General features: G+C 68.3%; 22 protein-coding genes. 16 read left to right on the forward strand and 6 right to left on the reverse strand.

Annotated features, from left to right (window positions below; genetic code table 11):
• Window positions 1-186: 186 nt before the first annotated feature.
• Window positions 187-627, forward strand: a complete 441-nt coding sequence (locus PMI14_RS29575; RefSeq protein WP_007860637.1) for a YciI family protein — start codon at window positions 187-189, stop codon at window positions 625-627.
• A gap of 69 nt (window positions 628-696) precedes the next feature.
• Here PMI14_RS29575 and PMI14_RS29580 read toward each other — a convergent pair whose 3' ends face one another.
• A complete protein-coding gene (locus tag PMI14_RS29580; protein ID WP_007860639.1) occupies window positions 697-1,782 on the reverse strand; it encodes an MBL fold metallo-hydrolase in 1,086 nt (361 codons plus the stop codon).
• A gap of 116 nt (window positions 1,783-1,898) precedes the next feature.
• On the opposite strand from PMI14_RS29580, the gene PMI14_RS29585 reads away from it, so the two are divergent.
• From PMI14_RS29585 to PMI14_RS29625, 9 genes are all read left to right on the forward strand, one after another.
• Window positions 1,899-2,294 (forward strand): MerR family DNA-binding transcriptional regulator, encoded by a 396-nt coding sequence (locus PMI14_RS29585; RefSeq protein WP_007860641.1) that lies wholly within the window; start codon window positions 1,899-1,901, stop codon window positions 2,292-2,294.
• Window positions 2,295-2,348: 54 nt separating this feature from the next.
• A complete protein-coding gene (locus tag PMI14_RS29590) occupies window positions 2,349-2,810 on the forward strand; it encodes a PaaI family thioesterase (protein WP_007860643.1) in 462 nt (153 codons plus the stop codon).
• Window positions 2,811-3,030: 220 nt separating this feature from the next.
• Complete coding sequence (locus PMI14_RS29595) at window positions 3,031-4,221, forward strand: isovaleryl-CoA dehydrogenase (RefSeq protein WP_007860644.1); 1,191 nt, start codon at window positions 3,031-3,033, stop codon at window positions 4,219-4,221.
• A gap of 39 nt (window positions 4,222-4,260) precedes the next feature.
• Window positions 4,261-4,920: a carbonate dehydratase gene (gene can, locus PMI14_RS29600; protein WP_007860646.1), complete on the forward strand. Its 660-nt coding sequence runs from the start codon at window positions 4,261-4,263 to the stop codon at window positions 4,918-4,920.
• A 32-nt stretch (window positions 4,921-4,952) separates the two neighbouring features.
• Window positions 4,953-6,755, forward strand: a complete 1,803-nt coding sequence (gene aceK, locus PMI14_RS29605; protein WP_007860648.1) for a bifunctional isocitrate dehydrogenase kinase/phosphatase — start codon at window positions 4,953-4,955, stop codon at window positions 6,753-6,755.
• Window positions 6,756-6,800: 45 nt separating this feature from the next.
• The gene (locus PMI14_RS29610; RefSeq protein WP_007860650.1) at window positions 6,801-7,991 is read left to right on the forward strand and encodes an acetyl-CoA C-acyltransferase; all 1,191 of its coding nucleotides are present in this window, start codon (window positions 6,801-6,803) and stop codon (window positions 7,989-7,991) included.
• A gap of 71 nt (window positions 7,992-8,062) precedes the next feature.
• On the forward strand, window positions 8,063-9,103 hold the full coding sequence (locus PMI14_RS29615) for a hypothetical protein (protein WP_007860652.1): 1,041 nt from the start codon (window positions 8,063-8,065) through the stop codon (window positions 9,101-9,103).
• A 33-nt stretch (window positions 9,104-9,136) separates the two neighbouring features.
• Window positions 9,137-9,805, forward strand: a complete 669-nt coding sequence (locus PMI14_RS29620; protein ID WP_007860659.1) for an SDR family oxidoreductase — start codon at window positions 9,137-9,139, stop codon at window positions 9,803-9,805.
• A 55-nt stretch (window positions 9,806-9,860) separates the two neighbouring features.
• Window positions 9,861-11,000 (forward strand): acyl-CoA dehydrogenase family protein, encoded by a 1,140-nt coding sequence (locus PMI14_RS29625; protein ID WP_007860660.1) that lies wholly within the window; start codon window positions 9,861-9,863, stop codon window positions 10,998-11,000.
• A 125-nt stretch (window positions 11,001-11,125) separates the two neighbouring features.
• On the opposite strand, the gene PMI14_RS29630 is transcribed toward PMI14_RS29625, so the two are convergent.
• The 4 genes from PMI14_RS29630 to PMI14_RS29645 form a co-directional block, all read right to left on the reverse strand.
• Window positions 11,126-12,901, reverse strand: a complete 1,776-nt coding sequence (locus PMI14_RS29630) for a hybrid sensor histidine kinase/response regulator (RefSeq protein WP_238541928.1) — start codon at window positions 12,899-12,901, stop codon at window positions 11,126-11,128.
• A 21-nt stretch (window positions 12,902-12,922) separates the two neighbouring features.
• The gene (locus PMI14_RS29635; protein ID WP_007860662.1) at window positions 12,923-14,746 is read right to left on the reverse strand and encodes a hybrid sensor histidine kinase/response regulator; all 1,824 of its coding nucleotides are present in this window, start codon (window positions 14,744-14,746) and stop codon (window positions 12,923-12,925) included.
• The gene (locus tag PMI14_RS29640) at window positions 14,746-15,414 is read right to left on the reverse strand and encodes a response regulator transcription factor (RefSeq protein ID WP_007860663.1); all 669 of its coding nucleotides are present in this window, start codon (window positions 15,412-15,414) and stop codon (window positions 14,746-14,748) included. Before PMI14_RS29640 ends, PMI14_RS29635 begins: the two co-directional genes overlap by 1 nt.
• A gap of 189 nt (window positions 15,415-15,603) precedes the next feature.
• The gene (locus PMI14_RS29645) at window positions 15,604-16,083 is read right to left on the reverse strand and encodes a DUF421 domain-containing protein (RefSeq protein ID WP_007860664.1); all 480 of its coding nucleotides are present in this window, start codon (window positions 16,081-16,083) and stop codon (window positions 15,604-15,606) included.
• Window positions 16,084-16,194: 111 nt separating this feature from the next.
• Here PMI14_RS29645 and PMI14_RS35695 point away from each other — a divergent pair, with 111 nt between their 5' ends.
• The 4 genes from PMI14_RS35695 (at window position 16,195) to PMI14_RS29665 (ending at window position 19,504) form a co-directional block, all read left to right on the forward strand.
• Window positions 16,195-16,902: a DUF4197 domain-containing protein gene (locus PMI14_RS35695; RefSeq protein ID WP_007860665.1), complete on the forward strand. Its 708-nt coding sequence runs from the start codon at window positions 16,195-16,197 to the stop codon at window positions 16,900-16,902.
• Between the two features lie 11 nt (window positions 16,903-16,913).
• Window positions 16,914-17,324, forward strand: a complete 411-nt coding sequence (locus PMI14_RS35700) for a YchJ family protein (protein ID WP_007860667.1) — start codon at window positions 16,914-16,916, stop codon at window positions 17,322-17,324.
• A gap of 33 nt (window positions 17,325-17,357) precedes the next feature.
• A complete protein-coding gene (locus PMI14_RS29660) occupies window positions 17,358-18,014 on the forward strand; it encodes an HAD family phosphatase (RefSeq protein WP_007860670.1) in 657 nt (218 codons plus the stop codon).
• Window positions 18,015-18,109: 95 nt separating this feature from the next.
• Complete coding sequence (locus PMI14_RS29665) at window positions 18,110-19,504, forward strand: patatin-like phospholipase family protein (RefSeq protein ID WP_007860671.1); 1,395 nt, start codon at window positions 18,110-18,112, stop codon at window positions 19,502-19,504.
• 19 nt (window positions 19,505-19,523) lie between these two features.
• Here PMI14_RS29665 and PMI14_RS29670 read toward each other — a convergent pair whose 3' ends face one another.
• A complete protein-coding gene (locus tag PMI14_RS29670; protein WP_007860672.1) occupies window positions 19,524-20,426 on the reverse strand; it encodes a LysR family transcriptional regulator in 903 nt (300 codons plus the stop codon).
• 100 nt (window positions 20,427-20,526) lie between these two features.
• Here PMI14_RS29670 and PMI14_RS29675 point away from each other — a divergent pair, with 100 nt between their 5' ends.
• On the forward strand, window positions 20,527-21,534 hold the full coding sequence (locus PMI14_RS29675; protein WP_007860674.1) for a tripartite tricarboxylate transporter substrate binding protein: 1,008 nt from the start codon (window positions 20,527-20,529) through the stop codon (window positions 21,532-21,534).
• Between the two features lie 13 nt (window positions 21,535-21,547).
• Window positions 21,548-23,410 (forward strand): alkyl/aryl-sulfatase, encoded by a 1,863-nt coding sequence (locus tag PMI14_RS29680; protein WP_007860676.1) that lies wholly within the window; start codon window positions 21,548-21,550, stop codon window positions 23,408-23,410.
• Window positions 23,411-23,488: the final 78 nt, after the last annotated feature.

The following is a 23,488-nucleotide window of genomic DNA, read 5'->3' on the forward strand; positions in this document are numbered from 1 at the left end:
TTTGCTTTGGGGCGGCCGAAACGCGTTTGCCCCATCGGGGGGCCAGGCAGGGGCCGCTCCGTGCTGCGGCTCCCCGGTGCCCTGGGGCGCCAATATTTCGTTGCATGTGTCGAATGCGCGCTCTCTGGTCCGTCGTGTATACAGAGCCTCTTGCTCTGTCTGTCCAACCGACCCAAGGAGAACCCCATGCGATTCATGATTCTGGTCAAGGCCGATGCCAACAGCGAAGCGGGCGTGATGCCCCGCGAGGACATGCTGGCCGAGATGGGCCGCTTCAATGAAGAACTGGTGCAGGCCGGCGTGATGCAGGCCGGTGAAGGCCTGCATCCCAGCTCCAGGGGCGCCCGCGTGCGCTTTGCGGGCAGGGACCGCCAGGTGGTCGATGGGCCGTTCGCTGAAACCAAGGAGCTGATTGCAGGCTTCTGGATCTGGAAATGTGCCTCCCTGCAGGAGGCCATCGCCTGGGTCAAGCGCTGCCCGAACCCGATGCTGGGCGAGTCCGAGATCGAGATCCGCCAGATCTTCGAGGCCGAGGACTTTGGCGCCGAATTCACGCCCGAGCTGCGGGCCCAGGAAGAGCAGCTGCGCACACGGGTGGAGGAACAGCTGCGGCAGCAGGACGCCTGACACGGCAGGCAGGCGAACCGCGGTGCAGCCCATTGGCGCCATGAAGGCGCCTATTGGCTGCAAAAGCCGTCAGTTGGCAGGCGGCTGCTGCCGGGGCCCGAAGCGGTACACGCCCTGGTCGTCGAGTGTGCGCTCGAAGCCGCCGTCCAGCCACAGCAGGTGCAGGTGGGCGAGTGCCTCGCCCAGGGCGAAGGTCATCTGGTGCGGGTCGAGCGGGCGCTTGAACATCACAGGCAGCACGTCCGTGGCCGACAGCGGGCCGTGGAGGCTGGCATCCACGATCTCCTGCAGGCGCTCCTGGTGGTGGGCTTGCAGTTGGCCGATGCGCACATGCAGGCCTGTGAAGGGCTTGCCATGCGAAGGCAGGGTCAGCGTGTCCGCCGGCAGCGCCAGGTAGCGCTTGATCGAGGTGAGGAACAGCCGCAGCGGATCGGCTTCGGGCTCGGCCGCGTGCACGCTCACATTGGTGGAGATGCGCGGCAGCACCATGTCGCCGCTGACCAGCACCGACAGCTCGGGGCAGTGCAGGGCGATGTGCTCGGGCGCGTGGCCATAGCCGCTGATGCAGTTCCAGCTGCGCCCGCCGATCTCGACGGCATCGCCATCCATCAGGCGCCGGTAGGTGGTGGGCAGGTCCGGCACCAGCGAGTGGTAGTAGGAGCCGCGGCCCTGCACGTGGCTGAGGAACTCCTCGTCGCGCGCACCATGCGAGGTATAGAAATCGGTTGCGGCCTCGCCGCTGAATCCATCGCGGTTGCCGATGGCCGCGCGGGCCGCGTAGTAGTCGGTGGCGCTGATCCACAGGCGCACGTCCCAGCGCGCGCAGAGCCAGTGCGCCAGGCCGATGTGGTCCGGGTGCATGTGGGTCACGATCACGCGCAGGATGGGCAGGCCGTCCAGGCTGGAGGCGAACACCTCCTCCCACTGCGCGCGCGTGAGCGGGTTGTCGATGCAGCAGTCCACCACCGTCCAGCCGTCCACCAGGGTGTTGCCTACCTGCTGGCGGTCGCGCAGCAGCCACAGGTTGATGTGGTCGAGTGCAAACGGCAGGCCCATGCGGATCCAGCGCACCCCGGGTGCCACGTCCATCGCCACCCCCGGCGTTGGAAGAGTGTCGCCCATCGGGTAGGTGATTTGGTGTTCGAGGGGGTTCATGCAGTGCCTGGTTGGGTTAGCATTGACGTTAACGTAAACGTCAGATTCACTGCATTGTAGGGACGGTTCGCAAAGCGACTGTCGCCAGTGCGAAACCCGTCTCCCGCACGAAGCCCATGGCCACCTCCTACACCATCAGCGACCTTGCCAAAGAGTTCGACCTCACGACGCGCGCCATGCGCTTCTACGAAGACATGGGCCTGCTGCAGCCCGAGCGCACCGGCCCGGCCGGCCGCAACCGCATCTACAGCGCACGCGATCGCACCCGCCTGCGCCTGACCCTGCGCGCCAAGCGCCTGGGCCTGTCGCTGACCGAGGCCAAGGAAATCATCGACCTGTACGACAGCCCGCGCGACACGGGCGCGCAGCTGCGCAAATTCCTCGAGGTGCTGGCACTGCACCGCAGGCAGCTGGAGGAGCAGCTGGCCGACCTGCAGGCCAACCTGGAGGAGGTGGAAGAACACGAGCAGGAGGCCCGGGCACTGCTCGACAAGGTCGAACAGCAAAAATGAGCCATAATTGACGTTTACGTAAACGTCAATTCAATTTCCTTCCAGGAACCTGCCGTGACCAGCCCTGCTTTCGAGGTGAGAAGTCCACGCTATGTGCAGCGTGTGAAGGACAGTTTCGCCCTGCAGGGCGCCATGCAGACGCTGGGCGCCCGCCTGGCCCGCATCGAGCCCGGTGCGGTGGACATCGAACTCGACTGGGCCGCCGGTCTCACGCAGCAGCACGGCTTCCTGCATGCCGGCATGGTCGCCACGGCCCTCGATTCCGCCTGCGGTTACGCCGGGTTCACCTTGATGGGCGACGATGCCGCCGTGCTCACCATCGAATTCAAGATCAACCTGCTGGCCCCTGCCCAGGGCGAGCGCTTTCGCATGGAAGGCCGGGTGCTCAAGCCCGGCCGCACCATCACCGTGACCGAAGGGCGCGCCTATGCCGTGGGCGCCCAGGGCGACAAGCTGGTGGCCACCATGGGCTGCACGCTGATGGCCGTGACCGGCCGCGACAACATCCGGGGCTGAGATGAGACACCCCCTGAGTCGCTTCGCGCCTTCCCCCTCTCTCGTCCCGCTGCGCGAGGCGGGAGGGGGACGCCCCCAGTGCGGCGGGGCGGCCCTTGCACGGGGGCACTGGCTTTGGCCGTGCCAGTTTTATCCCGCGCATGTGGCTCTCAGCGCCGTGGACAACTGAGATCGTCGTGCCCCAAATCCTCACCATTCACTTCCTACCAGGAGACAAACCATGAGCATCCCCGCGAACCTGCCAGGCCTGAACTTCCAACTGGGCGAAGACATCGACGCCCTGCGCGACGCCGTGCGCGACTTCGCGCAGGCCGAGATCGCCCCGCGCGCTGCCGAGATCGACCGCAATGACCAGTTCCCCATGGACCTGTGGCGCAAGATGGGCGAGCTCGGGGTGCTGGGCATCACCGTGCCCGAACAGTACGGCGGTGCCGCCATGGGCTACCTGGCGCACATGGTGGCCATGGAGGAGATCTCGCGTGCCAGCGCCTCGGTGGGCCTGTCCTACGGCGCGCACAGCAACCTGTGCGTGAACCAGATCAACCGCAACGGCAGCGAAGCGCAAAAGGCCAAGTACCTGTCCAAGCTGATCAGCGGCGAGCATGTGGGTGCCCTGGCGATGAGCGAGCCCGGTGCCGGCTCCGACGTGATCAGCATGAAGCTCAAGGCCGAGGACAAGGGCGGCTACTACCTGCTCAACGGCAGCAAGATGTGGATCACCAACGGCCCCGATGCCGACACCCTGGTGGTCTACGCCAAGACCGAGCCCGAGCTGGGCGCGCGCGGCGTCACCGCCTTCCTGATCGAGAAGGGCATGCCCGGCTTCAGCGTGGCGCAAAAGCTCGACAAGCTGGGCATGCGCGGCAGCCACACGGGCGAGCTGGTGTTCAACAACGTCGAGGTGCCCGCCTCCCAGATTCTGGGCGGCCTGAACCAGGGCGCCAAGGTGCTCATGAGCGGGCTGGACTACGAGCGCGCGGTATTGACCGGAGGACCTCTGGGGATCATGCAATCGGTGATGGACAACGTCATCCCTTACATTCACGACCGCAAGCAGTTCGGCCAGAGCATTGGCGAATTCCAGCTCATCCAGGGCAAGGTGGCCGACATGTACACCGTGCTCCAGGCGGGGCGCTCGTTTGCCTACACCGTGGCCAAGAACCTGGACATGCTGGGGACCGACCATGTGCGCCAGGTTCGCAAGGACTGCGCCAGCGTCATCCTCTGGTGTGCCGAGAAGGCCACCTGGATGGCGGGCGAGGGCGTGCAGATCTTCGGCGGCAACGGCTACATCAACGAGTATCCCCTGGGGCGCCTGTGGCGTGATGCCAAGCTGTACGAGATCGGCGCGGGCACGAGCGAGATCCGCCGCATGCTGATTGGCCGGGAACTGTTTGCCGAGACCTGCTGAACCCGCAGGCCGATTCCACCTTTTTGAGAGCCGAGACCCATGAGCACCTCCATCGAAGACCTGTTTGTCCACAACCGCGCCTGGGCGGCCCAGATGGAGCGTGAGCGCCCCGGCTTCTTCACCGGCCTGTTGGCGCAGCAAAAGCCCAAGTACATGTGGGTTGGCTGCTCCGACAGCCGCGTACCTGCCAACCAGATCACCGGGCTGGAGCCTGGCGAGGTCTTCGTGCACCGCAACGTGGCCAACGTGGTGGTGCCCACCGACCTCAATTGCCTGTCCACCATCCAGTACGCGGTGGACCAGCTGCACATCGAGCACCTGATGGTCGTGGGCCACTACGGCTGCGGCGGCGTGCTGGCAGCGCTGGAAGGCATCCGCGTGGGCCTCGCCGACAACTGGATCCGCCACGTGCAGGACGTGCGCGACCGCCACCGCGACCTGATCGCCGCCACTGCGCCCGAATGGCGCCACGATGTGCTGTGCGAGCTCAACGCCATCGAGCAGGTGGTCAACATCGCCCAGACCACGGTGATGCTCGACGCCTGGGGCCGCGGCCAGAAGGTCACGCTGCATGGCTGGTGCTATGGCCTCAAGGATGGCCTGATCAACAACCTGCACATGACGGTGGGCAGCACCGAAGGCCTCGACTCGCTGTACAAGGCCGCCATTGCCGGCGTGGCCGCCACCCGGCGAGGCTGAGCCCACGGCCCTGCAGGATCGGTAGGCAGCCCATGTTCCCGCAACGACTCGATTCGCCCCAGGCGTACGACATCGCCAAGGCGATGATGGACGGCTTCAACCGCCACTACCGCCTGTTCCGTACCGAGTCCGCGCGGGCCAAGCACCGCTTCGAGACCGCAGACTGGCATGGCCAGCAGCGCGCCCAGCGCGAGCGCATCGAGTTCTACGACCTGCGCGTCAAGGAATGCGTGCGCCGGCTCGAAAAGGAGTACGACGCCGGCACCCAGCCCATGGACGTGTGGCACCAGGTCAAGCTCCACTACATCGGCCTTCTGGTCAACCACCATCAGCCCGAGCTGGCTGAGACCTTCTTCAACTCGGTGACCTGCAAGATCCTGCACCGCACGCATTTCCACAACGACTTCATCTTCGTGCGGCCCGCGGTCAGCACCGAGTACATCGAGAACGAAGAGCCTGCGGCCCGGCCCACCTACCGCGCCTACTACCCCTCGCGTGAGAGCCTGCACGGCACGCTCACCCGCATCATCGACAACTTCCAGCTGCAGGGCACGTTCGCGGACCTGTCGCGCGACACCGGCCACGTGCTGCGCGCCATGCAGGGCCGCCTGGACAAGGTGCGCCTGCGCGCCAACTTCCAGATCCAGGTGCTGGCCAGCCTGTTCTTTCGCAACAAGGGCGCCTACGTGGTGGGCAAGATCATCAACGGCTTCAACGAAGTGCCGTTCGCCCTGCCCATCCTGCACGATGCCGATGGCCGGCTGTACATCGACGCGGCCCTGTTCGGCGAGGACGACCTGCAGATGCTGTTCAGCTTTGCGCGCGCCTACTTCATGGTGGACATGGAGATCCCGAGTGCCTACGTGCAGTTCCTGCGCAGCCTCATGCCACGCAAGCCGCGGGCCGAGATCTACAACGCTCTGGGCCTGGCCAAGCAGGGCAAGACGCTGTTCTACCGCGACTTCCTCTACCACCTCAGGCATTCGAGCGACCGCTTTCGCATCGCGCCCGGCATCAAGGGCATGGTCATGCTGGTCTTCGACCTGCCGTCCTTCCCGTTCGTTTTCAAGCTCATCAAGGACTACTTCCCGCACCAGAAGGAGACCACGCGCGAGCAGATCAAGGCCAAGTACCTGCTGGTCAAGCAGCACGACCGCGTGGGCCGCATGGCCGACACGCTCGAATACAGCGAGGTGGCCTTTCCGCGCGAGCGTTTCGACGACGAGTTGATCGCCGAGATCCAGAAGTTCGCGGAGAGCCAGCTGGAGATCAGCGACCGCGATGGCGATGGCCAGACCGAGGTCATCATCAAGCACCTGTACATCGAGCGGCGCATGATCCCGCTCAACATCTACCTGCAGGAGGCCTTCGACACCGGCCTGGCGGACAACCGCGCGCGCCAGCAGATGGAGCACAGCGTGATCGAGTACGGCAATGCCATCAAGGACCTGGTGGCCGCCAACATCTTCCCGGGCGACATGCTGTGGAAGAACTTCGGTGTCACGCGCAACGGCAAGGTCGTGTTCTACGACTACGACGAGATCGAATACCTCACCGACTGCAACTTCCGCCGCGTGCCCACGCCGCGCAACGAGGAAGAAGAGATGAGCGGCGAGATCTGGTACGCCGTGGGCCCGCGCGATGTGTTTCCCGAGACCTTCGGCCCCTTCCTGCTGGGCAACGACGCCGTGCGCGCCGTGTTCATGCAGCACCACGCCGACCTGCTGGACGCCGCGTTCTGGCAGTCGCACAAGGAGCGCATCCAGGCGGGCCATGTGTACGACGTGTTCCCCTACGACACCGACCGGCGCTTCCGGGACCGGCCGCGCGATTGAGTTTTTGACCAGATCCCCATTCCACCCACTGCAGGAGACATTGCCATGAGCAACCCCCAAGACCCCATCGTCATCGTAGGCGCCGCACGCACCCCCATGGGCTCGCTGCAGGGCGACTTCTCCAGCCTGGCCGCCCATGACCTGGGCGGTGCCGCGATCAGGGCCGCCCTCGAGCGCTCCGGCGTCTCGCCCGACGCCGTGGGCGAGGTGCTGTTCGGCAACTGCCTGATGGCCGGGCAAGGCCAGGCGCCCGCGCGCCAGGCGGCCTTCAAGGGCGGCCTGCCCAAGGGCGCGGGCGCGGTCACCCTGTCCAAAATGTGCGGCTCCGGCATGAAGGCCGCGATGATGGCCCACGACATGCTGCTGGCCGGCACGCACGACGTGATGGTCGCCGGCGGCATGGAGAGCATGACCAACGCTCCCTACCTGCTGCAGAAGGGCCGCGGCGGCTACCGCCTGGGCCACGACCGCATCTTCGACCACATGATGCTCGATGGCCTGGAAGACGCTTACGAGGCCGGCCGTTCCATGGGCACCTTCGGTGAAGACTGCGCCGCCAAGTACCAGTTCACGCGCGAGCAGCAGGACGCATTCGCCACCGCCAGCGTGCAGCGCGCCAAGGCCGCCACCGAGTCGGGCGCGTTCGCGGCCGAGATCGTGCCTGTCACCGTCAAGACCCGTGCGGGCGAGACCGTGGTGTCGGTGGACGAAGGCCCAGGCAAGGTCAAGCTCGAGAAGATCGCCGGCCTGAAACCCGCCTTCAAAAAGGACGGCACCATCACCGCCGCGTCGAGCTCCAGCATCAACGACGGCGCCGCCGCGCTGGTGATGATGCGCGAATCCACTGCGAAGAAGCTCGGCTGCAAGCCCATCGCCCGCGTCGTGAGCCATGCCACGCACGCGCAGGAGCCCGAGTGGTTTGCCACCGCGCCCCTGGGCGCCACCCAGAAGGCGCTGGCCAAGGCCGGCTGGGCCGTGGGCGACGTGCAGCTGTGGGAGATCAACGAGGCCTTCGCCGTGGTGCCCATGGCGCTCATGAAGGAACTCGACCTGCCGCACGACAAGGTCAACGTGAATGGCGGCGCCTGCGCCCTGGGCCATCCCATCGGTGCCAGCGGCGCGCGCATCATGGTCACGCTGATCCATGCGCTCAAGGCCCGTGGACTCACCAAGGGCCTGGCCACGCTGTGCATCGGTGGCGGCGAGGCCACGGCCATGGCGCTGGAACTGGTCTGATTTCGGCCCAGCATATTCGGCCAACAATAGGGCCTTCATCACCACCATCCTCCGCACCGGAGCACGCTGCCATGGAATCCAGCACCGCCGCCATCACCGCCTTCTGGCGCGAGTTCGCCGACACCGAGGCTGCCCTGCATGCCATGCCTTTGCGCGAACGTGTGGAGGAGAGCAATGTGCTGCTGGAGCGGCACCTGGAAGGGCTGGCGCTGGAGATGTCCGGTGGTGACGGGGATGCGGTGGTGGACATGATCGTCACCGCGCACGGCAGCATCGACCGCTTCCCCCTGCTCGCGCAGGTGGTGGCGGCCGCGCCCAAGCTGCAGCACCACGCAGTGCGTGCGTTCCGCGAGCGCACGCAGCAGCCGGACTTCCCGATCGGCATGGACGGCTTCGAGCTGTCCACCTCCGAGGTGCTGATCGCCTGCAGCCAGGACGACGGCCAGGCGGCGCTCGAGATCCGCTTCGGCCGCGAGATCCCGCAGGATTTTCAGGACCATGCGCGCAACATGGCCTTCATCATGATCGACCATGTGCTGGGCGAGTACGACTTTGCCGTGAAGGTCGGTGCCGTGGACTTCGTGGAGGAGTCCGCGGACCCGGATGCCGAGTGGACCCCGCTCAGCCTGCTGCCCCCCGTGTTCGACCGCTACTGGAGCGAAACCCTGGGGCGCACCGGCGACTTCCCCAGCGGCGAGCATGTATGGGGTGGCATGACCCTGGCTTTTGGCGGGTCGGACGACGAAGACGCCGGAGAGCCGCAGGACACGGCGCTGGTGATGGTCAACCGCAGTGCCAACCCGGTCGCGATGCGCGCCGACCTGGCCTATGCCCTCACGCTGGACATGCCCGTCGGTGACCGCGACGAGCTCCAGGTGGCGCAGGACCTGCACGACCAGGCGGCCACCCTGCTGGAGTTGTCGCAGCTGGGCATCCTGGCCTACACCATGACCCGCAGCGGGCGCCGCAAGGCCGTGTACTACGTGGGCGATGAACAGCTGGCCAAGCAGGCGCTGGCGCCGCTGCTGCTGCGCGATGAGGCCGCCTCGCTGGAAACCACCACGAGCTTCGATCCCGCCTGGTCGGGCTATTTCGAGTTCGCTATCCACTGACCAGCGCTTTCATCTGACAAGGATTCCCATCCCATGGCAACCATTCTCATCATCGGCGCATCGCGCGGCATTGGCCTGGAGTTGGCGCGCCAGTACGTGGAGGCGGGTGACCGGGTGATCGCCTCCGCGCGCGACGACGCCGGGCGTGAGCGCCTGCAGGCACTGGGGGCCCAGCCGCTCACCATGGACGTGGCCAACCCCGCCAGCGTGAGCGGCCTGTCTTGGCTGCTCGACGGCGAGAAGATCGACCTGGCGCTGTACGTGGCGGGCGTGATCCGCAGGCCCAACGCGCTCACGCCCCCCACGCAGCAGGATTTTGACGCCGTCATGCACACCAACGTGCTGGGCGCCATGCAGGCCCTTCCGCAGGTGGCGCCGATGGTGGCCGATGCCGGGGGCGTGTTCGCCTTCGTGTCCAGCTCCATGTCGCAGATCGGCAGCGTGGACGACAGCGAATCCTGGCTGTACCGCACCAGCAAGGCCGCGCTCAACATGGCCGTGGCTTCGGCACAGCACGACTACCCGGGTGCCACCCTCATCACCATCGACCCCGGCTGGGTGCAGACGGACATGGGTGGTGGCGAAGCGCCGCTCACGGTGCAGGACAGCGTGAGCGGCATGCGCACCACGCTGGCCGGCGTGACCGCGGCCGACAAGGGCCGCCTGCTGCACCACGACGGCCGGCGCGCCGCGCACTGGTAGCCGACTCAAGCCCCCCTTTTTTCCATTCGTCCCACAACAAGATTCCGGAGACCCCATGCTGCTGACCCAAGACCAGGAAATGATCCGCGACGCCGTGCGCGACTTCGCGCAGGCCGAGCTGTGGCCCCACGCGGCCCGCTGGGACAAGGAGCACCACTTCCCGAAGGAGGCACACCAGGGCCTGGCGGCGCTGGGCGCCTACGGCATCTGCGTGCCCGAAGAGCTGGGCGGCGCCAACCTCGACTATGTGACCCTGGCCCTGGTGCTCGAAGAAATCGCCGCGGGCGACGGCGGCACCAGCACCGCCATCAGCGTGACCAACTGCCCCGTCAACGCCATCCTCATGCGTTATGGCAATGCGCAGCAAAAGAAGGACTGGCTCACGCCGCTGGCCCAGGGCCGCATGCTGGGCGCCTTCTGCCTGACAGAGCCGCATGTGGGCTCGGACGCCTCCGCACTGCGCACCACCGCTGTGCGCCAGGGCGGCGACTACGTGATCAACGGCGTCAAGCAGTTCATCACCAGCGGCAAGAACGGCCAGGTGGCCATCGTCATCGCCGTGACCGACAAGGGCGCGGGCAAGAAGGGCATGAGCGCCTTCCTCGTGCCCACCGACAACCCTGGCTACGTGGTGGCGCGGCTCGAAGACAAGCTGGGCCAGCACAGCAGCGACACGGCGCAGATCAACTTCGACAACTGCCGCATTCCGGCCGAGAACCTGATCGGTGCCGAGGGCGAGGGCTACAAGATCGCGCTCGGTGCGCTCGAAGGCGGGCGCATCGGCATCGCCGCGCAAAGCGTGGGCATGGCGCGCAGCGCCTTCGATGCGGCGCTGGCCTACTCCAAGGAGCGCGAGAGCTTCGGCACCGCCATCTTCAACCACCAGGCGGTGGGTTTTCGTCTGGCCGAATGCGCCACGCAGATCGAGGCCGCGCGCCAGCTCATCTGGCATGCCGCCGCGCTGCGCGATGCGGGGCGCCCCTGCCTCAAGGAGGCGGCCATGGCCAAGCTGTTCGCCAGCGAGATGGCCGAGCGCGTCTGCAGCGCCGCCATCCAGACCCTGGGCGGCTATGGCGTGGTGAACGACTTCCCGGTGGAGCGCATCTACCGCGACGTGCGCGTGTGCCAGATCTACGAAGGCACGAGCGACGTGCAGAAGATCATCATCCAGCGCGCGCTTGGGACTCCCCCCTGAGTCGCTTCGCGCCTTCCCCCCAGGAGGGGGACGCCCCCAGCGCGGCGGGGCGGCCCTTGCGCGGGGGCACTGGTATTGGCCGCGCCAGTTTCACACCTTTGCGGTTGTGAGTTGGCTTGACGCCATCAGGAGCCGGGCGCTCGCAGCCATTGCGCGAGCAGGGCGTGCAGGGTGTCGGCGTCGACCGGCTTGCGCAGGACCAGGTAGCCCTGGGCGTCGGCCTCCTGCAGCTCGGGGGCGTCGAACTCGCCGCTGACCATGGCGCCGTGGGCGTCGGGGCAGCGCTCCAGCAGCGCCAGCAGCACCTCGAAGCCACTTTCGCCGGAGCGCAGCCGCTGGTCGCACAGGATGGCCTGCGGCGTGAACCCGGCTTCGATGTGGGCGAAGGCCTCGCCTGCGTTGGAGGCCAGGCGCACCTCCACCTCCCAGGTACCGAGCAGGGCCGCCCAGGCGCCCAGCACATGCGGGTCATCGTCGAGCACCAGGCAGCGCCCTGGCAGCGGGCTGTGGTGCCCTTGCGCGCCCAGCGGCGCCAGCTGCTCCGCCAGCGAGGGCGCTTCGGCGGCCGGCAGCTCGACCCAGAAGCACGATCCCTTGCCGAGCCGGGATCGAAGGCCCTGCCGGGCGCCCATCAGTGCCACGCAGCGGGCCACCACGGCCAGTCCCAGGCCGTGGCCGCTGCGGTGCAGCTGCCATGCGTGGTGGGGGCGGTAGAAGGCCTGGTAGATCTGGCCCTGTTCTTCCAGGGCGACCCCGACCCCGGTGTCCCATACCTCGATGCGCCAGTGCCTGCCGCGCTGCCGCGCGCCCACCAGCACGCCGCCGTGCGGTGTGTAGCGCAGCGCGTTGTGCACCAGGTTGGCCAGTGACTGCCGCGCCAGCGCCGGGTCGGCCAGCACGGTGGCATGGGGCGGCGGCCGGTGCAGCCGCAGGGCCAGGCGGCGCGCGCCGGCTTCGGCTGCAAACTGGGTGTGGATGTCGTCGAACAGCCCCTGGAGCGGCAGCGCAGCGGGTCGCAACTCCACCGCGCCCGATTCGATGCGCGACAGGTCCAGCAGGGCATCGAACATGTGGCTCACCGAGCGCATGCTGAGCCGCCACTGCGTGAGCAGACCCTCCAGCCGCGGGATGTCCTTGCCGTGCAGGGCAATGGCCTCGGCCAGCAGGCCCATGGCGTGCACGGGCTGGCGCAGGTCGTGCGCGGCGGTGCTCAAGAAGCGGTTCTTCTCGGCCAGCGCCATCTCGGCCGCGCTGCTGGCCTGGCGGTAGCGTTCCGCCAGGTCCCGGCTGTGCTCTTCGAGCGCCACCTGGCGCACGAAGAAGCGGTGCGAGTGGATGGCGCTGCGGTAGATCACCACCATCATCACCAGGGCGATGGGCAGGGTGAAGTACCAATGGCTCTCGAAGGCCCAGGGCATCAGCACGAGGCTGCCGCCCATGCCGAAGAAGAATGCCCGGTAGACCCGCCACGAGGCCGACATCTGGGCGGCGTTGACAGCCACCGTACCCATCAGGGCGGCGTACACCAGCAGCATGAAGTCGTAGCTGGCAGTGCCCATGGGCAGGACCACGGTCGATGCCAGCGCCACGCCATGGGCCAGCGCCAGCCGCTGCACACGGGGCTGCCAGGCCGCGAGCAGGTCGGCGGGCGGGTGTTCGAGCTGCTCGCGGCGGTAGCGGCGCAGCAGGTGCCATGCGTACCACAGGGCCGGCAGGTACAGCGCGCCCCAGACGAAGAAGCCGCGCGGGTTGCCGCCCAGCCAGGCCAGCAGCCCTCCGAACAGAAAACCCATGGCGGGCATGGCCGCCATGCTCAGGCGCAGGCGCGCAAAGGCGGCGCTCAGCAGCCGCAGGCGGCCTGCGTCGGTGGGCGTGGGGGTGTCCAGCGCTTGCTCTGACATGTCCATGTGCCATGCCTCCCGTCAGCGGCCGTGCCGGGGTTCCAGCCACTGGGCCAGCAGGGCATGCAGCCGGACCACGTCGAGCGGCTTGGGCAGCACCAGGTAGCCCTCGCTCTCGGCTTCCTGCAGCTCGGGCGAGTGCAGTTCTCCGCTGACCATGGCACCGTAGGCGCCGGGGCAGTGCGCCATCAGCGCGCGCAGGATGTCAAAGCCGCTCTCGCCCGAGCGCAGGCGCTGGTCGCACAGAATGGCCCCTGGGGTGAAGCCCGTGTCCACCAGCGCCCAGGCCTCGCTGGCGCAGCTGGCGAAGCGGGCGCTGATGCCCCAGGCCTGCAACAGCGCGGCCCAGGCAGTCGCCACCTGCGGGTCGTCGTCGATGATCAGGCAGGTGCCTGACAGCGAACCCAGGTCAGGCGGGCTGCCACCGCCGGCGTCCCATGCCAGGCCGCTGTGGCGGGCAGGCAGGGCGTGGCTGGCGACCAGGGTGGCCGCGGGCAGGTGCAGCCAGAACCGCGATCCCCTGCCCAGGCGCGATGCGAGCCCGTAGTCGGCGCCCATCAGCTTGGCGCAGCGTGCCACCACGGCCAGGCCGAGGCCATGGCCGTCGTTGCCGATGTTCCAGGCGTGCTGCGGGCGGTAGAACGGTGTGTAGATGCGCAGCTGGTCCTCCAGGGCCACGCCCACGCCGGTGTCCCAGACCTCGATCTGCCAGCCCCCGCGGCGCCGGCGCGCGGTGAGCAGCACGCCGCCGCGCAAGGTGTAGCGCAGTGCGTTGTGCACCAGGTTCACGACCGACTGGCGCAGCAGGTCCGCATCGGCCAGCACGGCGGCCTGGGGACCCGGCGGGCGCACGCGCAGCTGCAGCCCGCGCGTGCGCGCCTCCTCGCGAAACAGCGTGAGCACGTCGCCGAAGAGGGCCTCCAGGGCCACCGGTACGGCGTGCACGGCCACATGGCCGCCTTCGATGCGCGAGAGGTCCAGCAGCGAGTTGAACATCCGGTTGACCGAGTGCACGCTGCGCTGCAGGTCGGCCAGCGGGGCGGACAGGCCCGGGTCGTGGTTGCGCCGGGCAATGGCCGCGGCCAGCAGCCCCATGGCGTGCACGGGCTGGCGCAGGTCGTGCGCGGCGGTGCTCAGAAAGCGGTTCTTCTCTTCCAGGGCGGCCTGGGCTTCGTCGCGCGCCGCCAGGTAGCGCGCAGCCAGCTGCGCGCCGCGCTCTTCCAGCCGCACCTGCTGCACGAAGAAGCGGTGCGTCGCGTTGGAGTGGCGGTAGATGGCCAGGCTGAACAGCAGCGCCAACGGCAGGACGGCATGCCAGTGCCCCGGAAACACCCAGACCAGCAGGGGCAGCGATGCATTCCAGCCCGCCATGTACAGGCGCATGAACACGCTGAGCACGGGCGTCTGGAGGGTGGCATTGCCGACCACGATGGCGGCATTGGTCACCAGCAGCAGCAAGGCAAAGTCATAGTCCGCATGGCCGGCCACGATGGCCATGGGCGCGGTGATGCCGGCGCCGTGCAGCAAGGCGCATGCTTCGAGCCGGGGCTTCCACTTGCGCACCATGGCCTGGGCATCCAGGCGCTTGCGGTCGCGCAGGTGCAGGCGCCGCTGCACGGACATCACCAGCGCGAACAGGGCGTAGAAGCCGCACCACACCCACATCCACCGTGCATCGTGCCCCTGCGCGTAGAACAGCGTGAGCGCCAGCGACACCAGCGGCAGCACGAAGATGCTGGTGAGCAGGAAGCCGAAGGTCATCTGCAGCAGGCGGGCCTGCCCCTCCATGCTGATGGGGGCGTCGTCGGACCCCTCGGCCGGTGGTGCTGCCGCAGGCGAGGCCATCAGCCTGCAGGCCCTGTGGCCAGCACCAGCCTGCGCCCGCGCAATTGGGTGATGGCCTCGATGCGGTTGCGTGCACCCAGGCGCTGCAGGATGGCGGTGACATGCTCCTTGACCGTGCTTTCCGACAAGGTCAGGTCCAGCGCGATGCGCTTGTTGGGCTGGCCCAGCAGCACCAGGGCGAGGATTTCGCCCTGGCGGGTGGACAGGCCCAGCTCGGCCGGGGTCACGGGCAGCTCGCGGCTGCGCAGGCCGCCGGGTTGCACGCGCCCGGCCGGAACGAACCAGGTCAGGCCGCCCAGCAGCGCATGCACGGCCTGGGCAAAGGTGTTCGGGCTGTCCTGCTTGTGCAGGAAGCCGTGCGCACCGCTCGCGCGCGCGCGTTCGCTCAGGAGCGGGTCGTCGTCGCCGCTCATGACGGCAATGGCCGTGCCGGGGCAACTGGCCCGCAGCTGGGCGATCAGGCCCAGCGCTGCGCCTTCCGCCAGCCAGAAATCGATGAGGGCCAGCGCCGGTGCGCCATGGGTCGCCACCTGCTGCAGGCAGTCGGCTGCGTCGGTGGCCAGCCGCATCTCCATGTCCGGGCGCAGCGAGCGCAGAAACTCGGCCACCCCACGTGCCACCAGGGGGTGGTCGTCCAGGATGATGGCGTAGGGGGGCGTGGAAGACATTCGGTGGTGTGAAACCCGCAGAGAGGGCAAATTCTGCCAAGTGTTCCGCAAGATGGCTGCGGCGCCAACCCTACCCAGGTAGGGTTGGCATGCGCGTGCACAGTCGCTGCGGGGAGGCGCAGGCAGGTCTGCTACATCCGGATACCTTGAGGGCCTGCTCTCGCTCGGCACCGCCCACTGCCGGATCGATCAACCCGCGCTGTCGCGCTTGCGCAGCACCACGGTGATCTGCCCGTTGGTCTCGATGGTGGCGCGCTCCACCTCGTGCACGTGCAGGCAGCCGCCGGCGCGCAGCGCGGCCTCCAGGTCGTCGGTGGACAGCAGTTCCTTGTGCATCAGCTCGGTATGCACCTGGCCCTTGTCCACCAGCACGCGCGGCGTGCCGTCGATCAGGCGCTCCAGCCACCCGAAACGGAAGGTCAGGTTGGCCAGCACCACATGGCAGCCCATGAGCGTGCTGGCCGAGATCAGCCCGCCGACCAGGGAGTTGTCGCCCGCGTTCATCGAGTTCTGCACGGCATTGGACAGGATCAGCAGCAGCACCAGGTCGAACGGTGCGTACTGCCCCGTCTGGCGCTTGCCCGTGAGCCGCAGGAAGACCAGCAGGAACACGTAGACCAGGATCCCGCGCAGCACAAACTCCCACCAGGGCACGCTCATTTCCCACATGGTTCGACTCCTCGGACATGGATATCCGTGGGTGCCAGTCTACGGGGTCTGCGCGTGGGCGAAAATCGGACCTTGCCGTTCCTTGTGTCAGACCAGAGAGAGATACCACGCATGCTGCGTCGCGAATTCCACCACCATGCCAGCGCGGGGGCCCTGGGCGCCTTGCTGCTGGCCGTTGCCAACCGGGCGCATGCCCTGTCGCTGGCCGATCTGTCGGCCGCCGACACCTCGGGCGGGCTCAAGGCCGCCCTGTCCCAGGGCGTGCAGGCGGCCGTTGCCTCGCTCGGGCGGCCCGACGGCTTCCTGGGCAACCCCCGGGTGCGCATCGGCTTGCCAGGACAGCTCGACGATGCCGCCAAGCTTCTGAAGTCGCTGGGCCAGGGGCGGCGTATCGACGAGCTGGTTACCCCCCTCAACCGTGCCGCCGAAGCCGCCGTGCCACTGGGCAAGGATTTGCTGGTGCAGGCCGTCCAGAGCATGACCGTGACCGACGCCCGCAATATCCTGACCGGGGGCGACACCTCGGTGACGGCCTTCTTTGCAGAGAAGACGCGGGCCCCGCTGGGCGAGCGCTTCCTGCCCGTGGTGAACCAGGCCACCGAGAAGGTCGGCCTCACGCAGAAGTACAACGCCTTTGCCGGCAAGGCCGCCAGCTTCGGCCTGCTCAAGGCCGAGGACGCCAACCTGGCGCAGTACGTCACCGGGCGCACGCTCGACGGCCTGTACCTCATGATCGGCGAGGAAGAGCGCGCCATCCGCCAGAATCCCGCGGCCGCAGGCAGTGCCCTCGCCAAGAAGGTCTTTGGCGCGCTCCGCTAGAAGGCATCACCGTGGCATCTTCCGACACCACTGCCTGCCCATGCGGCCAGACGAATGCGCGCCAGAAGCCCCTGGCCTACGCCGACTGCTGTGGCCGTTATGTGGAGCACTTCGACACCACGCCCGCGCCCGATGCGCCAAGCCTCATGCGCTCGCGCTACAGCGCCTTCGTGCTGGAGCGCGCCGACTACCTGCAGGCCACCTGGCATGCGCGCACCCGGCCCGCGCAGCTCGACTTCGACCCCGGCGCCCGCTGGCTGGGCCTGGCGGTGCGCAGCCAGCACAGCACGGGCGAGGACACGGCCGAAGTCGAGTTCGTCGCCCGCTACCGAGTCGGCGGCCGCGCCGTGCGCCTGCACGAGACCAGCCGCTTCGTGCGCGAGGGCGGGCGCTGGTTCTATGTCGATGGCGACCAGCAGTGACCGCCATCCTTCTCTTTTTGTGAGCCTTGACCCATGACCTTTGAAGCCATCCTGTTCGATTGCGACGGCGTGCTCGTCGACAGCGAGCACATCACCAACGGCGTGCTGCGCACCATGCTCAACGAAGCGGGCTGGGCCATCACGCACGAAGAGTGCATGGACTATTTCATCGGCCGTACGGTGCGCAGCGCCACGGCCCGTATCGAGGCCGAGACCGGCAAGCCCCTGACCGATGAGTGGATGGCCAGCTTCTACGCCCGGCGCAATGCCGAGCTGGACCTGCACCTGGTGGCCATCGAACACATCCACCCCGCCATCGAGCGCGTGCATGCCCACCATGGCGGGCGCATCGCCTGCGCCTCGGGGGCCGACCGCTTCAAGGTGGAGATGCAGCTGGTCAAGGTGGGGCTCATGCCGTACTTTCAGGGCCGCATCTTCAGCGGCCACGAGGTGCCCCACACCAAGCCCGCGCCCGACGTGTACCTGGCCGCCGCTGCCGCGCTGCAGGCCGACCCCACGCGCTGCGCGGTGGTCGAGGACACCACCATTGGGGTGACGGCCGGCGTGGCCGCGGGCGCCACGGTATTCGCCTACTCGCCTCTGGGCATGGGCGATGAGGCCCTGCGTGCGGCGGGGGCGTCACAGGTATTCCGCAGCATGACCGAGCTGCCGGCCCTGCTGGGCTGCTGAGCCACCCGAGGGGGCAAGCGGGCACGCAAGCGCGCAGCCTTCTCTTAAACTCCCCCGCAGAGCGCGCATTCCTGCCGCGCCGGGAGGGGGAGCCTGTGGCAACACTGCAATCGATGGTGCGTGGGGTGGGGGCGGCATTGGTGGTTGTGCTGGCCGGGTGTTCGTCCGTGCGGCCCTGGATCAACGAGCCCATGCCCCTGGCGGAGCAGTCGGTCACGCAGCGGCCGTCCCAGCGCGATCCGAGCATCCTGGTGGCGGTCACGCTTTCGGGCGGCGGCGCGCGCGCGGCGGCCTTCGGGTTTGGCGTGCTCACCGAGATGCAGAACACGGTGTTCGAGTGGAACGGCCAGCGCACCACGCTGCTCGATGCCACCGATGTGGTCAGCGGTGTCTCGGGCGGCAGCATCGTGGCCGCCTACTACGCGGCGCATGGCATCGATGGGCTGCCGCGCTTCGAGCACGAGTTCCTGCGCCAGAACTTCCAGAACAGCCTGATCACCCAGGCCCTGCGCCCGGGCAATCTGATCGACCTGACTTCGCCCTGGCTCGGCCGCACGCACCTGCTCGCGCGCCGGCTCGATGAGCTCTATGCCGGCAAGACCTTCGGCGACGTGGAAAAGCGCCCGCGCCACCCGCAGCTGTTCATCACCGCCACCGACATGTCGCTGGGCACGGGTTTCGAGTTCACCTGGGACCAGTTCGCGCTGATCTGCTCGGACCTGCGCACGGTGCCGCTGTCCTTCGCGGTGGCGGCCTCCTCGGCCGTGCCGCTGCTGCTCAGCCCCATGACCCTCAAGAACCATGCGGACCAGTGCACCGACCGGCCGGTGGGCACGGCCCTGGCACGGGCCACGGCCGGCGATTACCGCACCCGGCTGTACCGGGCCCACGAGCAGAGCTACCTGGACGCCCGGCGCAAGCCCTACATCCACCTGGTGGACGGGGGCCTGTCGGACAACCTCGGCGTGCAGCGCCTGCTCGACCGCGCCCTGGCGGGCGGCGGCCTGCGCGAAAGCTTCAGCGAGGTGGGCATTCCGCCGGGGAGCATCCGCAAGCTGGTGCTGATCACGGTGAACGCCGAGCGCGACCCCTCGTTCAACATCGACACCAGCGACAAGGTGCCCGACATGTTCCAGGTGGTCGATGCGCTGCTGTTCGGCACCGGCGCGCGCGCCACGCGCGAGACGCAGGAGTTCCTGCGCGACATCACAGAGCAGTGGCGCAAGACCCTGGCCACCCACCCGCATGCCGGCGGCGACGTGTTCGCACCGAACGCCGAGATCCATGTGGTGCCGGTCAACCTGCGCGATTCGCCCGACGACGTGGCGCGCCCGCGCCTCCTGCAGATCCCCACGGCGTTCTCCATCGAGCAGCACGAGGTCACGGACCTGATCGAGGCCGGCGGCAGCGTGCTGCGGCACTCGCCCGAGTTCCGGGCGCTGGTGAAGTCGCTGCCGCTGTACCGCGCGCCCCAGGCACCGCCGCAGTAGCCGTTGCGCGGCAGAGCAATCATGCCGGTTGGTCCGGCTCCATCATCGCGCGCACCAGCCCCGTGAAGGCCAGGGCCGCCGGCGACAGGGTGCGGTGCGTGAGCCACACGATGCTGTAGTGCGTCTGCATGGGCGCCTGCCTGCGGATCGGCAGGCGCGCCAGCGACCCGGCGCCATCGTGGAAGGCCGCATGCTCCGGCGCGAGGATCACCGCGTTCGCGGTCAGGGCCAGGTGCTGCAGCGTGCCCAGGTCGTCACAGACGACGCTGAAGAAGGAGCGGTCCTTGCGCTGCACCTGGGCGTCGAAGTGCGCCGCCACGCCGCTGGGCAGGTTCGGGCCGGCGACGGGGTAGTCCATGGCCTGGTCCAGCGCCACGGGCTGCAAGGCCAGCAGCGGATGCCCTGTGCGCACGAAGAACGACACCGGGATGTTGGGCAGGCGCTTGAGTTGCAATCCCGGCTGCTGCTGCAGGTCGCGCGTGTCGGCGATGAACAGGTCCAGCTGACGGCGGTGCAGGCGCTCGGCAAGCGCATTCGGGTCGGCGACCTCGACGCGTATCGACAGCTGCGGATGGCGTTGGGCCATGTGTGCCAGCACGGGGCGGCCCAGCATCCCGGCGGCAAACGGCCCCAGGCCCACGCTCAGCTGGCCCACGACCAGGCCCTGCAGCAACTGCAGGTCGCGCGGGATCTGGTCGGCATCGGCCACCAGCGCCTTGGCGCGCGCCAGCACCAGTTCGCCCGCCGTGGTGAAACGCACCTGGCCATAGGCCCGGTCCACCAGCCTGGCCTGCAGGGCTTCCTCCAGGTTGTCGATGCTGCGTGAGAGCGCCGGCTGGGACAGGTGCACCGCCTCGGCCGCGCGCCCGAAGCTGCCTTGTTCGGCCAGGGCGATCAGGTGGCGGAGCTGGCGCAGCTGCATTTTGCGGTTTATTTAAAAAGAAACACCATATTTTGCATTGGATATTCATTTGAAGCCTGTCGAGAATGGCCTGCATGCCTGCAAAACAAGGAGACAAGCCATGACGATCCCTTCCTTCCCGCGCCGCTGGGCCTTGGCAGGCCTGCTGGCCGCATGCGCCGCGGTGGCCGCGCCCGCCGCCCTGGCCCAAGCCCCGGCAGCGGACTTTCCCCACAAGCCCGTGACCCTGGTCGTGCCCTACCCGGCGGGCGGCGGCACCGACGTGGTCGCCCGCTCCCTTGCGGAGCAGATGGCGCGCCTGCTGGGCCAGCCGGTGATCGTCGACAACAAGCCCGGCGCCAGCGGCATCCTGGGCACCAGCACGGTGGCCAAGGCCGCACCCGATGGCCACACCGTGCTGGTGGGCCTGACCCAGTCGCTGCTGACCAACCCCTTTCTCTATGCAAGGCTGCCCTACGATCCGCGCAAGGACCTGGGCCTGGTCTCGCTGGTGGCCACGTCGCCGCTGCTGCTGCTCGTGCCCGCCAGCTCGCCGGCCCAGAGCGTGGCCGACCTGCAGCGTGCCCTGCGTGCCAAGGGCGATGGCGGCAACTGCGGCTCGTGGGGCGCGGGCTCGTACCCGCACCTGGCCTGTGCGCACATGGCATCGAGCTGGAAGGCGCCCATCGCCCACATCGCCTACAAGGGCGAGGCGCCCATGCTGCAGGACCTGGTGGGTGGGCAACTGAGCTTCACCATCGGCAGTGCCATCTCCGCCAAGCCCTACATGGATGCGGGCAAGCTGCGCGCGCTCGCCGTCACGGGCGGCCAGCGCCTGCCCCTGCTGCCCGCGGTGCCCACCTTCGCGGAGGCCGGTTTTGCCGATCCCGAGTACCGGGTGCTGGGCTGGCTCGGCCTGGCCGTGCCGCAGGCGACACCGCCCGCGGTGGTGGCACGCCTGCAGCAGGCCGCGCAGCAGGCCGTGGCCACGCCCGAGGTGGGCAAGCGCTTTGCCCAACTGGGCATGCTGGCCGTGGGCAGCACGGCCGAGCAGTTCCGCCAGGGCTATGCGGCCGACCTGCCGGTCTGGGAGCGCCTGGTGCGCACCTCGGGCGCGCAACTGGATTGATCAAGGCAATCACATGGCCACCCACAAGACCACCCACAACCCAGCGCCCTTTGGGCAAGACCCCGTGACACGGGGCTTCATCGCCACCTGGCCCCACGCCGAGGTGCGCGACGCCACGGGCCGCATCGTCTGGACCCTGGCGGGCTACGAGTTCCTGGACGACGCCGAGCCGGCGCCCACAGTCCACCCGGGCCTGTGGGCGCATGCGCGGCGCAACCTGGCGCACGGCCTGTTCCAGGTCACCGAGCGCATCTACCAGGTGCGCGGGTTCGACCTGGCCAACATGACGCTGATCGAAGGCGACGCAGGCGTGGTCATCATCGACCCGCTGACCTGTGCCGAGACGGCCGAGGCTGCGCTGCGGATCTACCGCGAGCACCGTGGCGAGCGGCCCGTGACCGCGGTGGTCTACAGCCACAGCCACGTGGACCATTTCGGTGGCGTGCGCGGCGTGATCGATGAGCAGGACGCGATCCGCCGGCGCGTGCCCATCATCGCGCCCGCGGGCTTCGTCTGGCACACCGTGGCCGAGAACATGGTGGCCGGCAACGCCATGTCGCGGCGCTCGCAGTTCCAGTTCGGCCACACCCTGGCGCGCGGCGTCTGCGCCCAGGTCGACTGCGGCCTGGGCAAGAGTCTGCCGCACGGCACGGTGACGCTGATACCGCCGACGCTGACCATCGAGAAGGACCGCGAGCGCCACGTGATCGACGGCATCGAGATCGTCTTCGCCCTGGCCCCCGAAAGCGAGGCGCCTTCGGAGATGTTCTTCTTCTTTCCCGGGCTGCGGGCGCTCAACCTGGCCGAGATAGGCCAGCACAGCATGCACAACCTGTGTCCCTTGCGCGGCGCCCAGGTGCGCGACGCGCGCCTGTGGTCACGCTACCTGGACGAAGCGCTGCACGAGTTCGCGCCGCATGCCGACGTGGTCTTCGCCCAGCACAACTGGCCCACCTGGGGCCAGGCGGAGCTGAGCCGCTTCATCGCCCAGCAGCGCGACCTGTACAAGTACACCCACGACCAGACCGTGCGCCTCATGAACCAGGGCCAGACCGCCGTGGAGATCGCCGAGGTGCTGCGCCTGCCGGCCGAGCTGGCGGGCGTCACGCATGCCCAGGGCTACTACGGCACGCTGGTGCACAACGTCAAGGCCGTGGTGCAGCACTACCTGGGCTGGTACGACGGCAACCCGGCGCGCCTGCATGCGCTGCCGCCGGTCGACGCCGGCACGCGCTATGTCGACTACATGGGGGGCGCCCAGGCGCTGCTGGCACGGGCGCAGGCCGACTTCGAGCGCGGCGAGCACCGCTGGGTTGCCGAGGTCACGGCCCACCTGGTGTTTGCCGAGCCGACCCACCAGGCCGCCCGCGCGCTGTGTGCCGCAGCGCTCGAGCAGCTCGGGTTTGCCAGCGAGTCCGCCACCTGGCGCAATGCCTACCTGCTGGCGGCACGCGAACTGCGCAATGGCGTGCGCGCCGGCCCCCGGCGCAGCCTGGGCTATGACCTGCTCAAGGCCGTTCCGATGGAGATGTTCCTCGACTGCCTGGCCGTGCGCCTGGTGGCCGAACGCGCCAGCGGCCAGGTGCTGCACCTGGGCTGGCGGGTCACCGACACCGGCGAGCACTGGTCGCTGAGCCTGGGCAACGCGGCACTGACCTACCGGCGCACGGAGGGGGACATTGCCGTGGATGCCTGCATCGCGGTCAGCCACGAAGAACTGGCGCGGCTGCTGGCCCAGGGGGAGGGCGTGGCCGCAGCCCTGGCCAGCGGGATCGCAGAGGGCCGTGTCGGCGTGGCCGGAGATCTGTCACGGGTCCAGGCCCTGCTGGCGATGCTCGAGGAGTTCGAACCCATGTTCAATGTGGTCGAACCCTGAAGTGAGGCCCCCCCTGAGTCGCTTCGCGCCTTCACCCCTCTCTCGACTCGCTGCGCGAGTCGGGAGGGGGACGCCCCC

This window comes from Acidovorax sp. CF316 (genome assembly GCF_000276605.1).
Classification (GTDB): Bacteria; Pseudomonadota; Gammaproteobacteria; order Burkholderiales; family Burkholderiaceae_C; genus Acidovorax.

Coding starts and splice junctions, on each gene's coding strand:
- PMI14_RS29580 (WP_007860639.1), bottom strand. CDS start 1,782: ATGAACCCCCTCGAACACCAAATCACCTACCCGATGGGCGACACTCTT.
- PMI14_RS29610 (WP_007860650.1), top strand. CDS start 6,801: ATGAGCAACCCCCAAGACCCCATCGTCATCGTAGGCGCCGCACGCACC.
- PMI14_RS29635 (WP_007860662.1), bottom strand. CDS start 14,746: ATGGCCTCGCCTGCGGCAGCACCACCGGCCGAGGGGTCCGACGACGCC.
- PMI14_RS29585 (WP_007860641.1), top strand. CDS start 1,899: ATGGCCACCTCCTACACCATCAGCGACCTTGCCAAAGAGTTCGACCTC.
- PMI14_RS35695 (WP_007860665.1), top strand. CDS start 16,195: ATGCTGCGTCGCGAATTCCACCACCATGCCAGCGCGGGGGCCCTGGGC.
- can (WP_007860646.1), top strand. CDS start 4,261: ATGAGCACCTCCATCGAAGACCTGTTTGTCCACAACCGCGCCTGGGCG.
- PMI14_RS29645 (WP_007860664.1), bottom strand. CDS start 16,083: ATGTGGGAAATGAGCGTGCCCTGGTGGGAGTTTGTGCTGCGCGGGATC.
- PMI14_RS29630 (WP_238541928.1), bottom strand. CDS start 12,901: ATGTCAGAGCAAGCGCTGGACACCCCCACGCCCACCGACGCAGGCCGC.
- PMI14_RS29670 (WP_007860672.1), bottom strand. CDS start 20,426: ATGCAGCTGCGCCAGCTCCGCCACCTGATCGCCCTGGCCGAACAAGGC.
- PMI14_RS29625 (WP_007860660.1), top strand. CDS start 9,861: ATGCTGCTGACCCAAGACCAGGAAATGATCCGCGACGCCGTGCGCGAC.
- aceK (WP_007860648.1), top strand. CDS start 4,953: ATGTTCCCGCAACGACTCGATTCGCCCCAGGCGTACGACATCGCCAAG.
- PMI14_RS29595 (WP_007860644.1), top strand. CDS start 3,031: ATGAGCATCCCCGCGAACCTGCCAGGCCTGAACTTCCAACTGGGCGAA.
- PMI14_RS29615 (WP_007860652.1), top strand. CDS start 8,063: ATGGAATCCAGCACCGCCGCCATCACCGCCTTCTGGCGCGAGTTCGCC.
- PMI14_RS29680 (WP_007860676.1), top strand. CDS start 21,548: ATGGCCACCCACAAGACCACCCACAACCCAGCGCCCTTTGGGCAAGAC.
- PMI14_RS29675 (WP_007860674.1), top strand. CDS start 20,527: ATGACGATCCCTTCCTTCCCGCGCCGCTGGGCCTTGGCAGGCCTGCTG.
- PMI14_RS29660 (WP_007860670.1), top strand. CDS start 17,358: ATGACCTTTGAAGCCATCCTGTTCGATTGCGACGGCGTGCTCGTCGAC.
- PMI14_RS29620 (WP_007860659.1), top strand. CDS start 9,137: ATGGCAACCATTCTCATCATCGGCGCATCGCGCGGCATTGGCCTGGAG.
- PMI14_RS29575 (WP_007860637.1), top strand. CDS start 187: ATGCGATTCATGATTCTGGTCAAGGCCGATGCCAACAGCGAAGCGGGC.
- PMI14_RS29640 (WP_007860663.1), bottom strand. CDS start 15,414: ATGTCTTCCACGCCCCCCTACGCCATCATCCTGGACGACCACCCCCTG.